The organism is Herbidospora galbida (assembly GCF_005233835.1).
Taxonomy (GTDB): Bacteria; Actinomycetota; Actinomycetes; order Streptosporangiales; family Streptosporangiaceae; genus Herbidospora; species Herbidospora galbida.
In genome coordinates, this window is the sequence record NZ_SZQA01000008.1 from 100,590 (window position 1) to 114,714 (window position 14,125).

Genomic DNA, 14,125 nt, shown 5'->3' on the forward strand with positions numbered 1-14,125 from the left:
CACAACGGCAAAAACGATGGGAGTCGGTACATGCGGGGGCGTATTCCGCTGGTCCTGCGGCGCGCGCTCAGCCAGCCGCTCCTCCTCGTCGCCGCGTTCGGTTCGATCCTGCTGGCCACCACGGCGCTCGTGGCGCTGATCATGTACGCCGTCACCGTCGCCGAGGTCGGCGTCCGCCGGACCATGGAGACGGCCCCGATCCGGACCACCTCGGCCAAGATCACCGCGCCGGTCGACGCGACGACCTTCCCCCAGCGCGACGCCCTCATCCGGGGGCAGCTCGACAAGACCTTCGGCGACGTGCCCGCCGACGTCACGGTCGGCATCCGGTCGGACTCCTACGCGATGCCCGGCCAGGAGAAGCTGGAGCAGCCCGAGCTGACCCGGTTCGCGACCTATGAGCACCTCGACCGGCACGCGCAGCTCGTCCAGGGCTCCTGGCCCGCGGCCTCGCCGTCGGGGGTCGTCGAGGTCGCGCTGTCGCAGCCGGCCGCGCAGGAGATGGACCTGACCAGCGGCGCCACCTTCACCATCGTGGGGCGGCTCGACAAGAAGCCCGTGAACGTCAGGGTCAGCGGCGTCTTCCGGCTGACCGACCCCGCCGGCGACCGGTGGAACGGCGACGAGCTGCTGCGGCGCGGCGCGGAGATCCGCAACTACACGACGAACGGGCCGCTGATGGTGACGCCGGAGACGTTCGTGCAGCGGTTCGCGACGAACGTGACGGCGACCTGGTTCGCGGTGCCCGACCTGCGGAGTCTCCCCCGTGAGGAGCTGCGGCCGTTCGCCGCCGCGGTGGCCGCCCTCAACGACGACGTCAAGCGCGAGTGCTCGGGCTGCGCGGCGGTCAGCAACCTGCCCGAGATGCTGGGCCAGCTCGACCAGGCCGCGCTGGTGGCCCGCTCGACAATGCTGGTGCCGGTGCTGCAGCTGCTGGTGCTGGCGGCGTACGCGCTGATGCTCACGGCGCGGCTGCTGGCCGACCACCGGCGGATGGAGGTCGCGCTGCTGCGCTCGCGCGGCGCCGGGTCGCTGCGCCTGGGGCTCTTGGCGGGGGCCGAGTCGCTGCTGGTGGCGCTGCCGTGCGCGATCGTCGCGCCGTTCCTGGCCCCACCCGTGCTGACGCTGATCGGGTCGCTGCCGTGGCTGCGGGCCACCGGGGTGCGGCTGACGCCCACGCCGAACCTGTCGACGTTCCTCATCTCGGCGGGGGTCGCGATCGCGTGCGCCGTCCTGCTGGCGCTGCCGGCGTGGCGGGGGGCGCGGCGGACGTACATCGAAGAACAGTCGGCCCGCGGGCGCGGCGAGAAGCAGGGCATCATCCAGCGCGCCGGCGGCGACCTGGTCCTGCTGGTCGTCGCTGCGCTCGCGGTCTGGCAGCTCCAGCGGTACGGATCTCCGGTCACCTCCACGACGAGCGGCGGTCTGGGCATCGACCCGCTGATCGTGACGGGACCGGCACTGGCCCTTCTGTGCGGGGGCATGCTGGGCCTGCGGCTCGTCCCGATCGTCTCGGGCATCGCCGAACGGTGGACGAGCCGCAGGTCCAGTCTCGCGCCGGCGCTGGGCGCCTGGCAGGTCAGCCGCCGCCCGCTGCGCTACTCGGGCCCGGTGCTGCTGCTCACGATGGCCATCGCGATCGGCGTGGTGTCGATCGCGACGGCCGCGACCTGGCGGGGGTCCCAGGAGGACCAGGCGCGCCACATCGCCGCCGCCGACCTGCGGGTCGCCGCTCCCGTCGCGGCCGCCGAACTCGGCGTGCTCGGCCGGGCGGGCGCCTACGCCGCGCTGCCCGGCGTCACCGAGATGAGCCCCGTCTACCGGGGCGCGGTCGAACTCGGCGGCGACGACGCGGTGTTCCTGGCCGCCGACGCCGAACGCCTCGACGGGCTGCTGCACCTGCGCCCCGACCTGACCCCGATGACCGTGCCGGAACTCGCGGGCGAGCTGTCGTCGGCCCGGCCCGACCCGGCCTCGATCGCGGTCCCGGGCGAGCCCGGCGCCCTGACGCTCGGGACCCGGCTCACCCTCGGCGACCCGGCCCGCGCGGACGCGTACGGCGGCGTCTTCCTGCGCCTGGTCGTCCGCGACCGTCTCGGCACCCGGACCGAGGTCCGAACCGGCCTGCTCACCCCCGACGGCCGCGCCCACCGGATCACGGCCGACCTGAAGTCTCTGGGCGGGCGCTCCGGCACGATCGCCTACCCGCTGGCGGTCGAGGGCGTGCTGCTCGACGTCCCGATCCCGCCCGAGGGCAGCCCGATCACGGTGGCCGTCGACGCGGTCACCACCGACGCCGGCGCCGCGCTGGCCGCTCCGTCGTGGACGGTCGTGCAGCGTGGCAGGCAGAACCTCGAGAAGCCCTCGGTCACGCCCGGCGGGTTCCTCACGCTCACGACCGGGCGGCCGGTCTCGCACCCGGCCGACGTGCCGGTCGAGTCGGAGCACATCGCGGTGCTGCCCGGCCCGGCCTCTGCGACGGCCCTGCCGGTCGCGGTCACCGCCGACCTGGCCGCCAGTTCGAAGCTCGTGATCGGCAAGACGACCACCATGGCGATCGACGGCACGCCGACCCCGGTGACGCCCATCGCCGTCCTGGACGCGATGCCCGGGACCGAGGGCGAGCAGCCGGCCGTGCTGGCCGACCTGGAGACCGTCCAGGCGCGGGACCTCGCGGGGGCGTACGCGCCGCATCCCGCCACGGAGTGGTGGCTCGCCGCCGACGGCCCGCGGGCCGAGGCGGAGATGACCAGGCACCTCGACTGGGACCAGACGATCGTGTCGCGGGCCACGCTGACCCGCCAGCTCCAGGACGACCCGCTGGCCAGCGGCCTGCAGGGCGCGCTGATCCTGGGCTTCGCGGCGGCGCTGGTCTTCGCGGTCCTCGGCTTCCTCGTCAACGCGGCCGTCGCGGCCCGCGAACGCGCCACCGAGTTCGCGCTGCTGCGCGCGCTCGGGGTGAGCTTCAACCAGGTCTTCGGGCTGCTCGCCGTCGAGCAGACCTTCATCATCGGGCTGTCACTGCTGGGCGGTACGGCTCTCGCCGTCGCCGTGGCCACCCTCGTCGTGCCGCACATCGTGCTCACCGGGCAGGCGACGGCGGTGACGCCCGGGGTGCTGCTGGACATCCCGTGGGGCGCCACGGCCGCCCTGCTCGCGGCGGTGGCGCTGTTGCTGTTCGCGGTGGTCGGGGGCCTGGCCCGCACGCTCCGCCGCCAGGGTCTCGGCCGCGCGCTGCGCATCGGGGAGGACTGAGTGAACGTCTGGCAGCTCGTCAAGGTGCACCGGGGCACGGCCCTGGTGCTGGCGCTGCTGAGCCTCTCCGCGTCGCTGCTGCTCGCGGCGCTGCCCCGGGGCTACGAGCGGGCCTACGACGACGCCGTCCACGGCATGCTCGGCGACGTCTCCGCGCAGGTCACCGACCTCGCCGTGACCGGACGGCCGATCGTGCCCCAGGCGCTGCTCAATCACCCGGCCGACTTCCGGAACCGGTACGAGGAGATCGCGCAGGGCCTGCCGCCGCAGCTGCGGAGGGTCGTCGTGCCGCTCGGGCAGGGCACCTCCCACTACAGCGCCAAGACCACCGGCACCCCGGTCAGCGGCCGCGTCGGCGGCTCCTCAAGGTCCAACCAGTACGTCGACTTCGCCTGGCTGCCCGACGCGACCGCCCGGGTGAAGTGGGTCAAGGGCCGGCCGCCGGGCGCGTCGTCGACGCTGGCGCGGCTGCCCGGACGGCCCGACCTGAGAGACCTGACGGTGATCGAGATCGGCCTCCTGGCCGAGGTCGTCGACGAGATGGGCATCGACGTCGGCCAGAGCCTGGTGCTCGGCAACAGCTACCCGGTCGTGGCCAAGGTCACCGGCCTGTACGAGCTCACCGACGCGGCCGACCCCTACTGGGAGCACAACGGCGAGGTCACCCGGATCGTCGAGCGCCCCATCCCCGGCTCGACCGACACCGAGTGGCTGACCGCCGGCCTGATCAGCGACGACGGCCTGACCAGGCTCGACGAGCGCCGCGAGGTGAGCTACTGGTGGGTCTACGGCGTCGACCGAGGCCGCGTCGAGGCGGCCACCGCCCCGGCGATCATCACCGAGGTCGACGACTACCAGCGCTTCCTGGGCGACCTGTCGGGCGGCATGGGCAACCCGCTGGAGCTGCGGTTCCAGCTCTGGACCGGCCTCAACCGGGTGCTGGGCGACTTCCTGGTCGTGCTGCGCACCGCCGAGACCCTGCTCTACCTGCTGCTGGGCGGGCTCGCGGTGGTGTCGCTCGGGGTGCTGGCGCTGGCCGTGCAGCTGCTCACCGAGCGGATGCGCACGGGCCTGTCGCTGGTACGCGCCCGCGGCGCCTCCCTCGGCCAGGTGGTGCGGGCCGGGGTGGCGGTCGTCGCGCTCGCGGTGCTGCCCGCCGCGCTGGCCGGCTACGGCCTGTCGTACCTGGTGCCCGGCCCGGCGACCCCGCTCGCGCACGTCGTCCCGGTCGTGGTGGCCCTGACGACGCTGCTGTTCGCGGCCGGCCGGCTCGCGCTGGCGCACCGGCGTCCCCTGAAGGACACCCGTTCCGATCTCGTGTCGGTACGTCCCTCGCCCCGCCGCATCGCCCTGGAGTTCCTCGTGGTGCTGCTCGGAGTGGGCGGCGCCTACCTGCTGCGCACGCGCGGAGTGGCGACCGAGGCGCAGGAGCTCGGGGCCGACCCGTTCCTCGTCCTGGCGCCCGCCGGGCTGGCGCTGGCGGCCGGGATCCTGACGCTGCGCCTCTACCCGCTGCCGTTGAAGCTGTTCACGCGGCTGGCCGGACGGCGTCCCGGGGCCGTCTCGTTCCTCGGCCTGACGCTGGCCGCCCGGTCGCGCGGCGGGGCGGCGCTGCCGGTGCTGATCCTGCTGCCCGCGCTGGCCGTCTCGGTGTTCGGGGCGCTGGTGTCGGGCGCGATCGGCGACACCCAGAGCCGGGCCGCGTGGCGCGACGTCGGCGCGCAGGCCCGGATCGAGCGGGCCGCCGAGATCCCCGAGGACGTGGTCGCCAAGGTCGAGGCGCTGCCCGGGGTCACCTCGGTGGTGCGGGCGGGCAAGGGCAACGTCCAGGTCGGCGTCGGCGGCATGCGGGCCACCGTGCTCTCCATCGACCTGAAGGACTACCGCGAACTCGTCGCCGGCTCGCCCCTGACGGTGCCCGACCCGCCGCGCGGGCTCGGGGTCCCGGCGCTGGTGTCGACGACGCTGGTGCCGTACAAGGAGATCGAGGTCGGGTGGCACACCCGGATGACGATCCGCAACATGGGCCGGCTCGACGAGCTGCCCGGACTGTCGTTCCCGGGCGAGAACCTGATCGTGATGCCGTTCGACGGGCCCAAGCGGGCCGGGCTCCGGACGTACACGAACATCCTGCTGGTCGACGGCGACGTCGACCGGGCGACCCTGGAACGCACGGTGGGCCTGGCCGACGCCGAGATCGAGACCTACACGACCGCGCTGGCCGACATCCGGGACACCCCGCTGACCGGCGCCATCACGGTCGCCTTCACCGTCGCCACCCTGGCCATGGGCGCCTACGCGCTGATCGCCGTGATCGTGGCCCTGGTGATCGGCTCCGCCGACCGCGCCAAGGCGCTGTCGTTCCTGCGTACGCTGGGCCTGTCCCAGCAGCAGGCCCGCACGCTGACCGTGCTGGAGGTGGCGCCCCTGATCGTCCTGACCGCCGTGGCCGGCCTCGCGCTCGGCCTGGTGCTGCCCCTGGTGGTCGGCCCCGGCCTCGACCTGTCGTCGTTCGCCGGCCTGGCCGTCACCGACTTCCCGGTGACCTTCACCACGCCCGCCCTGCTGGCGGCCGCCCTGACCGCCGTCTCGATCCTCGGCGCCTTCGCCCACGCGACCGCCGGCCGCCGCGTCACCACCGCACTCCGAGTGGGGGAATCCTCATGACCACACTGTCCGACCTGGAGGCCCAGGCGGCCCGGCGCGCACCCGCGTTCGGCGAGCACGCCCACATCCTGTGCGACAACCTGGTCCGCATCTACAAGACCGAGGGTGTGGAAGTGGTCGCCCTGCAGGGCCTCGACCTGCTGATAGAGAAGGGCGAGCTGATCGCGATCGTCGGCGCGTCCGGCTCGGGCAAGTCGACCCTGCTGAACGTCCTGTCGGGCCTGGACGTCCCGACCGCCGGCCTGGCCCGGGTCGCCGGCATGGACCTGCTGTCGATGACGGCCAAAGACCGCCTGCGCTACCGCCGCTCAGTGGTCGGCTTCATCTGGCAGCAGACGGCGCGCAACCTGCTCCCCTACCTGACCGCCCGCGAGAACGTGCTGCTCCCGATGAAGCTGGCCGGCCGCAAGGCGACCCCCGGCAGAGCCGACGACCTGCTCGAACTCCTCGGCGTCGCCGACTGCGCCCCGCGCAGACCGGGCCAGATGTCGGGCGGCGAGCAGCAGCGCGTGGCCATCGCCGTCGCCCTGGCCAACAACCCCGAGGTGATCCTCGCCGACGAGCCGACCGGCGAACTCGACAGCGACACCTCCGAAGAGGTCTTCGGCGCGCTGCGCCGCGCCAACCGCGAACTCGGCGTGACGGCCGTGATCGTGACGCACGACCCCCTGGTCTCGGAGCAGGTCGACCGCACCGTCGGCATCCGCGACGGCCGCACCTCCAGCGAGACCCTGCGGCGCACCTCCGAAGACGGCGACGTGATCGCCGAGGAGTACGCGGTGCTCGACCGGGTCGGGCGCCTGCAGCTCCCCCGTGACTTCATGAACGCGCTGGAGATGGAACGGCGCGTACGGCTCGAACTCGAACGCGACCACATCGGAGTGTGGCCGGCCGGCGCTGGTGAGGAGAACGGCGAATGAGCTCACCGCTTGTCGTGGTGGAAGGTCTGCGGAAGGTCTATCCGCGTGGGGTCGAGGCGCTGCGCGGGGTGTCCTTCACCGCTTTCCCCGGCGAACTGATCGCCGTACGGGGGCGGTCGGGGTCGGGCAAGACGACCCTTCTCAACCTGCTCGGCGGCCTGGACGTGCCTACCGAAGGACGGGTCTTCGTGGATGGGAAGGAGGTCACGGCCCTTCCCGAGGCCGGACTGCTGGAGCTGCGGCGGGACGTGATCGGGTTCGTGTTCCAGTCGTTCGGGCTGATCCCCGTGCTCTCGGCTGCGGAGAACGTGGGGGTGCCGATGCGGCTGAGCCGGACGGCGCCTGCGGAGCGGGACGAGCGGGTGAAGGCGTTGCTGGCTCTGGTGGGGTTGGAGCAGCATGCCAACCAGCGGCCTTACGAGCTCTCCGGCGGACAGCAACAGCGGGTGGCGATCGCGCGGTCACTGGCCAACCGGCCGAAACTGTTGATCGCCGATGAGCCAACCGGGCAGTTGGACTCGCAGACGGCTCGGCAGATCATGCAGCTGTTGCGGGCGCTGGTGCGGAGTGAGGGGGTCACGGCGGTGGTGGCTACGCATGACCCTAGTTTGATCACGCTGGCGGATCGGGTGCTGGAACTGCGGGACGGGGTGTTCTTGGAGGCGGAGCCGTCTGCGGTCTGAGCGCCTTTGCGGGTGCTGACCTTGGCGAATGCGGTGACTCGAAGGCCGTGTCATTTCGTTGGGGGGATGCGGCCGCAGCCCGGCGGCGGAACTGCCTGCCGCCTGAACCTGGGTTGCTCATTCGCGTCTTCGAGGGATCTCAGCCCAGCGTGTGAGCCATGCGCTTATGAGGTCGAAGTCCGCGTCTGTCATGCCGTCTTGGGGACGCACCTGGTGAAGCAGGGCAGGTGCGAGGTGGTGGCGGGTCACCCAGCGGCGGTCGATGTCCGTCAGTTCGTCATCTGCCCAGATGAATGGGCGGCCTGCGGCCCACTCCACCAGGTGGCGCGTCTTCCAGTGAAGTTCGCCCCACTCGTCGGCGTCTGGCCAGTCGACGTAAGGCAGGTCGGGCAGGCCGAGGATCGGCGCGATGACGTCGTTGGCGTGAGAGGCCCAGGTGGTCGCCCAGACGAGCTCGCAGGGCAACGCCGCGAGCTTGGAACCGAGGGTGGGGTCGACACGGGCGAGCAACGGGTTCTCGCGTGATGACGCGTGGGAGTTCCGGGTGACGTGGTGACCGCCGAAGGGGATGATCGGGCCGTCGACGTCCAGGAACAGGATCGGGAGATCATCGGGCACTGCCGGAGCATAGGCGCGATCCGACTCATCACCGCCCTTTCGACCACCGACCCACCGCCCTCACTCTGCGCCCGCGCCTCAGGCGCCGGGGTGGGCGAGCGCATCAAGGATGTCGATCACGCCAGGCCCCATCCCAGCTGTGCCGGAGTATCGCCGTCTCCAGATCAACGAAGAGTCGCGAGGGCACCGCGGCTGCACCGGAGTCGAGCGCGTTATGTGAAGCAGATGCGTCACCGACGAGCAGGGGGTGAGGCTCGTGGACCCAACTCAAAGGTCTATCTCATATTGAGAAGAACAAAGGAATTTCGTACCGACCACACTTCGGTCATTCGGCACGGGCCGGTCGGCGTCATGGGCCAGGCCACACGTGGCTCTACCCGACTGACACGGTCGATCCCCTGGCCGCGCGCCGCTTGACGGCAGGCGCAGTCGACCTGTGACGACCGACTGGAGATCTCCCGGCGCCGGCCGCGATCGCACTGAAGCTGTCGGACAGCATCTCGGTCTTCACCGTCTCAACCGGCCGGGAGCAGGGTGACGTCCTCCCCGTCGGTCGTGTACAAGGTCGTCACCGACGGCCACGGGACCGGCTCCCTGGCTGTCGACCGAGCGTCCCACGGTGGCGCACGAGACCAGAGCCTCGCCGCGCGTACTGGGAGCCCTTCCGATTCAGCCGGCGGGTACCTCGACCCCGAAGCGCCACCGTCGGGTTGTGACGCTCCGGACATCGCTCTGGGCCGGGCGGCTCCCCCTGCCTATGCGAAGGTGACGTCGCTGGTGTCTACGACGGTCGCTTCGCGGCCGGGGGCGGTCTGGAACTTCCAGTACAGGTTCGTGTGAGCGATGACCTGGTCGACCGGTGGGGCGCCGTAAGCGGTGAGGTCTTCGGTTGTATGGGCGTCGCCGACGAGGGTGACGTCGTAGCCGCGGGTGAAGGCACCGTGCAGAGTCGAGCGGATGCACGCGTCGGTTTGGGCGCCCGTGACGATCAGACGGCCTACACCGCGCTCGCCGAGCAGGGCGTCGAGGTCGGTGTCCTCGAACGAGTCGCCGTAGAGCTTGTGGACCAGGGGCTCGGGGTCTTCCCGGGTCAGTTCGGGGACGTACTGCCAGTTCTCGCTGCCGTATTTGAGGCCGTCGTCGGAGTGCTGGACCCAGACGACCGGGATCTGCTCCGCGCGTGCCTTGCCGATGAGGGTGTTGATGTTGGCGACCACCTCGTCGCGGCGGAGTGCGCCCTCGACTACGCCGTTCTGCACGTCGATGACGAGCAGTGCGGTGTTCGGACGGTTGGGCAGGGTCGTCATGGGACCTCCTGGTGCTCCGTACCCACGGTGGTGCGCACACGGTAGGGGTTGGGCCGTCGGTGTCTGGCGAGGGGCTTTCACTGTCGGCTTCGTGCGCGTACACACTAGGACGGGCCACCGACAAAATCCGATGCGGCCTGATCTCTCGTGCGATTGGCCGGATGTTATGGGGCCGCGTGCCGAACACGCCGGCAACCACCCTGAGCTCGGACATGAGCTGACCTGAATCCGGACCCGGACCCGGACTGAGCCGACCTGATCTCGGACCCTGGCTGAGCCAACCAGAGCTGACCCGACTGAGCCGCCCTGAGCCGACTCGACCTGAGCCGACGAACTTTGAGCCGAACTGAGCTTGGACCTGAGTTCGGACTGGGATGTGGCCTCCGTCGGCTCGAGTTGGCCGGGTTGGAGTCTGAGCTCAGATTGGTAGGCCAAAGCTGAGCCCCTGCGTGAAGGTCCCTTGTCGGTTCGGCATGGCTCGGGCCGCGCGACTGACCACGGCATGTATGCGCCGGGGCGGATGGAGCTCGCGCGTGGCCACCGAGGGGTTTTGATGATTCGAGTGTGGAATCACAGCTGGGGAAAACTGGAGGGAAAGGTCCAGATTGCTCGATATTCCGGCTTTTGTTCTCTGCGAGTTATCCACAGAATCGCGCTCTGGGTCGGCGGGATCATCTCGTAAAGCTTTACCTTCTCCGAGTGCGTAGCAGGGAGCGGGAAAGTCGCCAAGCGGTGGCGCAGGCGCGTCTCAATCAGATCGTCGATCGGCCGCCGCCTTCATTCGGGGCCGTTCAGCCTCAACAGAACTATCCGGTGCAGCCGGGTTCCCGACCGACGGGGCCGGTGGGCCCCAGAGGGCGTGACCCCTATCAGGCCGAACCGCCGCCGGAGCTTCAGAACGGTGTGCCTTCTTCGTCTTTCGGCGCTCCGCTCGACCAGACCGACGATTCACATTCGTTCACGGCCGCTCAGCCACAGCCGCAGTACCTGGTGCAGTCGGGTTCCCGACCGGCGAGAGGAGATGACCCTTACCAGGCCGAGCCATCACCGAGTCCGCAGAACCGCGCGCCTTCCTTGCGTGACACCCCGCCCAACCGGCTCGACGATCCCCCTGCGTTCAGGCCCGAGCAGTCGCAGCCGAAGTATCCGGTGCATTCGGATTCCCGACCCACAAGGCCGGCGCGCCCCAGAGGGCGTGACTCCTACCTGGCCGAGTCTGATTCCCAGCTTGGCGCTCCCATGTCACCCGGCGGGATACCGCCCTCCTTCGGGAAGGCGCCGCCCTTGCCGAGATGGCCGCTTCTCGACGAGAACGAATTGGCCGACGAGCTCAACGGACCGCTCGATCCGGGGCGTCGAGGAATCAAAGGGCTGATCCTGGTGGGGATCGTGGCGGCTCTGGTCGCCGTGGCCATCGCGATCTGGACGCGTCCGCGCGAGGAACCGCTTGCGCCGCCCGCCCCCGTGGCCGGGGCATCGGTGGCGCCCAGTCCTGTACGGTCGGCCGCCGCTGCCGAGGTGACGGTCTACGTGACGGGCAAGGTGAAACGTCCAGGTGTGATCGCTCTACCGCTGGGGTCACGCGTGGTCGACGCGATCATGGCGGCGGGCGGGCTCAAGAAGGGTGCCGAACCGGGAGGGCTCAACCTCGCCCGCCGGGTGATCGATGGAGAGCAGATCGCGGTGGGAGATCCCGCGGCGGCGGCCGCTCCCCCGCCTGCGGTCGCGGAGTCCGGGGTGGTCAGCCTCAATTCGGCCACCGTCGACCAACTCGACCAGCTGCCCGGCGTGGGAGAGGTGCTGGCGCAGCGGATTGTCGAATACCGCGACACCAACGGAGGATTTCAGAGCATCGAGCAGCTACGCGAGGTCGAGGGGATCGGCGAGGCCAAATTCGCCGATTTGAAAGACCAGGTCACACTGTGACTTCCAGTCTTCTTGTACGACTAAGGCACGCCAAGCAAGTCGTCAGAGCGGGAGGACAATGGAGCCGCACTGTGCCGGGTGGGATGTACCACTCGCCTCGGTGGTGGGATCCAACCCCGAGGTGCAGCAAGGATGGCGAGCCAAAGCGCCTCCTCCTGCGGGTGGGCGGAGAGCGGATGACTCGCCGCCTGCTCTGGTCCCGCAAATCAAGGTTGGCTGAGATGCGGCCGCCATCCCATCCCGCTATCCCGCCTGAGGGTCCGGCCATTTGTCAGCCGTAGGGCCAGATCTCAATGAAGGGAGTTCCCAGTGAGTCGCCGGTTCTACGGGATACGCGGGCTGCGATCCACGGCCTCCCCGTCGCGACCGGTTCTCACCAGAGGTCGACCTCAAATAAGCAGCCGGTTGCAACCACGCAGTGGCCTTCACCTGCGAGACAAGCTCAAGACGCGAATCCAGCAACGAACCAACCGCTACCACCCCAAAGACGACGAGATCCTCACCCCACCCGCCAACGTCTGGCAAGGCCACTCCGTCGAACTCGTAGTCCCGGCCATAGCGGCGTGCCTGGCCGCCCTCCTCCTCATCGGCCTCCCCGCCTGGGCCTCCTTCGTCGCCGCCGGAATCTTCGCCCTGATCGCCGTCTCCAGAAAGCGAATCCTCGTAGCAGTCGCCATCGCAGGATGCGCCGTCTCGATAGTGGTCGGCGTCAAAGTCCACGCCGTCACCTCAGGCCCGCTGACGGATATGGCGAAAAAGAACGCCACCGTCACAGCCGAACTCGTCATCGCCGCCGACCCCAGAGTCAAGGGCGACCTCGTCTTCGTCGAAGCCCGCATAGTCGCGGTCGATCGACTCAAACTCGACGCCCCAGTACTCGTCTTCGCCCGAGGCGACACCTGGCGCACCCTCCTCCCCAGCCACCACGTCAAAGTCTCCGGCCGTCTCGGCATAGCAGAACCGGGAGAACTGCTCGCAGCCGTCTTCATGGCCCGAGGCGCCCCGGCGATCCTCACCCCGCCATCGAACCCACACGACATCGCAGGCGCCGTCAGAGCAGGACTGAGAGAGGCCAGCTCCGTCCTGGGCCCCGCCGAACGCGGCCTGCTCCCCGGCCTGGTGGTGGGCGACGTCACCAACCTCGGCGAAGACGTCAAGGCCGACTTCAAAACCGCGGGCCTCTCCCACCTGACCGCCGTGAGCGGCGCCAACCTCGCCATCATCGGCACCGCCGTCCTGCTCCTCGCGCGGGCCGTGGGGTTCACGCTCGTCTGGCGGGCCGTGCTCGTCGTCGCCGCCATGGTCGCGTTCGCGTTCGTCGCCCGGTTCTCGCCGAGTGTGCTGCGGGCCCTCGTCATGGGGACGATCGCCGCGCTCGCCCTCGGCGCCGGCCGCCAGAAGGACGGCGTGTCCGCCCTCTCGGTCGCCGTCCTGCTGTTGCTGCTGTTCAACCCCGGTCTGGCCAGAGAATACGGGTTCGCCCTCTCGGTCTCCGCCACCGCCGGAATCATCCTGCTGGCCCCGTACTGGCGGGATCGGATGGCCACCCGGATGCCCCTCTGGTGCGCCGAGGCGATCGCGGTGCCGGCGGCGGCGCAGGTCGCGGTCACGCCGATCCTGGTGCTCATGTCGGGAGAGATCGGGCTCGTCGCCATCCCGGCCAACCTGTTCGCCGGTCCGGCCGTCGCCCCCGCCACGATCATCGGGTTCGTCGCCGCGATCACGGCTCCGATCAGCATGGACCTCGCCCAGCTGGTCACCCGGCCCGCCGGGCTGGCCGTCGGGTGGATCGTCCTGGTCGCCGACCGGGCGGCCGACGTACCCGCCGCGACCATTGGCTGGCCCGGCGGCCTGGTGGGGGTGGCGCTGCTCGTGCCGATGGGGATCGCCCTCTGGCATCGCGGTGCCAGGCGGGTGAGTGTCGCCGTCGCGGGCGGGGTGCTGGTCGCGACGCTCGTGGCGGGGCCGGTGGTGTCCGGTTGGCCGCCCGGCGGGTGGCTCATGGTGATGTGCGACGTGGGGCAGGGCGATGCGATCGTGCTGCGCGCCGGCGACGGGACGGGGATCGTCGTCGACACCGGGCCCGAGCCCGATCTCGTCGACGCCTGCCTCGACCGCCTCGGCGTCGACGCGGTGCCGCTGCTGGTGCTGACCCATCCGCACGCCGACCACACCGGCGGGCTCACGGGGGTGTTACGGGGTCGGCGGGTCGGGGCGGTCGTGGTCAGTCCGAAGCGGGTCGTCAGTCCGGAGCTGGCCGCGCGGCGGATCCCCGAATGGGTCGTCACGCCCGGTACCACCTGGAGGTTCGGCGAGCTCATTCTCACCGTCATCGCGCCCGCGCCCGACGCGCCCTCCAAGGGCGCGGGCGAGGGGTCGGTGCTGAACAACGCCAGTGTGGTGCTGCACGCCAAGTGGCCGGGCACCTCCGCGCTGCTCGCGGGTGACCTGGAGACCGAGGCGGAGTCCGCTCTGGTACGCACCCTCCCGCAGGCCGACATCCTCAAGGTCCCCCACCACGGGAGCGCGCGGCAGGACCCCGCCTTCCTGGCCGCCGCGCGTTCCCGGCTGGCCCTGATCAGCGTGGGCGCGGGGAACGACTACGGCCACCCGGCCGGCTCGACCCTCGCCACGCTGACCATGCTCGGCACCCGGATCCACCGCACCGACGTACAGGGCGACATCGCGGTCGTGACGAGGGAGGGCGCGCTGGCCGTGGTCGCGCGGGGGCCGTGATGTGGCATGCTGC

At 70.6% G+C, this 14,125-nt stretch carries 8 protein-coding genes; 6 read left to right on the forward strand and 2 right to left on the reverse strand.

The window, feature by feature from the left end; all coding sequences use genetic code 11:
• The first annotated feature begins 30 nt into the window (after nucleotides 1–30).
• The 4 genes from FDA94_RS11150 to FDA94_RS11165 are packed head-to-tail and all read left to right on the forward strand — an operon-like array spanning nucleotide 31 to nucleotide 7,525.
• Nucleotides 31–3,255 carry an FtsX-like permease family protein gene (locus FDA94_RS11150; RefSeq protein WP_137246980.1) on the forward strand — a complete coding sequence of 1,075 codons (3,225 nt, stop codon included), beginning with the start codon at nucleotides 31–33 and terminating at the stop codon, nucleotides 3,253–3,255.
• Nucleotides 3,256–5,922 (forward strand): ABC transporter permease family protein, encoded by a 2,667-nt coding sequence (locus FDA94_RS11155; protein ID WP_137246981.1) that lies wholly within the window; start codon nucleotides 3,256–3,258, stop codon nucleotides 5,920–5,922.
• Nucleotides 5,919–6,842 (forward strand): ABC transporter ATP-binding protein, encoded by a 924-nt coding sequence (locus tag FDA94_RS11160; protein ID WP_137246982.1) that lies wholly within the window; start codon nucleotides 5,919–5,921, stop codon nucleotides 6,840–6,842. Before FDA94_RS11155 ends, FDA94_RS11160 begins: the two co-directional genes overlap by 4 nt.
• Complete coding sequence (locus FDA94_RS11165) at nucleotides 6,839–7,525, forward strand: ABC transporter ATP-binding protein (protein WP_137246983.1); 687 nt, start codon at nucleotides 6,839–6,841, stop codon at nucleotides 7,523–7,525. The genes FDA94_RS11160 and FDA94_RS11165 overlap by 4 nt, the downstream gene beginning before the upstream one ends.
• 117 nt (nucleotides 7,526–7,642) lie before the next feature.
• Here FDA94_RS11165 and FDA94_RS11170 read toward each other — a convergent pair whose 3' ends face one another.
• Nucleotides 7,643–8,143, reverse strand: coding sequence for an HAD domain-containing protein (locus FDA94_RS11170; protein ID WP_137246984.1), 501 nt, complete (start codon nucleotides 8,141–8,143; stop codon nucleotides 7,643–7,645).
• 755 nt (nucleotides 8,144–8,898) lie between these two features.
• Nucleotides 8,899–9,450 (reverse strand): cysteine hydrolase family protein, encoded by a 552-nt coding sequence (locus FDA94_RS11175; protein ID WP_137246985.1) that lies wholly within the window; start codon nucleotides 9,448–9,450, stop codon nucleotides 8,899–8,901.
• Between the two features lie 1,317 nt (nucleotides 9,451–10,767).
• On the opposite strand from FDA94_RS11175, the gene FDA94_RS11180 reads away from it, so the two are divergent.
• Both FDA94_RS11180 and FDA94_RS11185 read left to right on the forward strand, forming a co-directional pair.
• Nucleotides 10,768–11,376, forward strand: a complete 609-nt coding sequence (locus tag FDA94_RS11180; protein WP_212735274.1) for a ComEA family DNA-binding protein — start codon at nucleotides 10,768–10,770, stop codon at nucleotides 11,374–11,376.
• A 405-nt stretch (nucleotides 11,377–11,781) separates the two neighbouring features.
• Nucleotides 11,782–14,112 (forward strand): ComEC/Rec2 family competence protein, encoded by a 2,331-nt coding sequence (locus tag FDA94_RS11185; RefSeq protein WP_246059750.1) that lies wholly within the window; start codon nucleotides 11,782–11,784, stop codon nucleotides 14,110–14,112.
• Nucleotides 14,113–14,125: the final 13 nt, after the last annotated feature.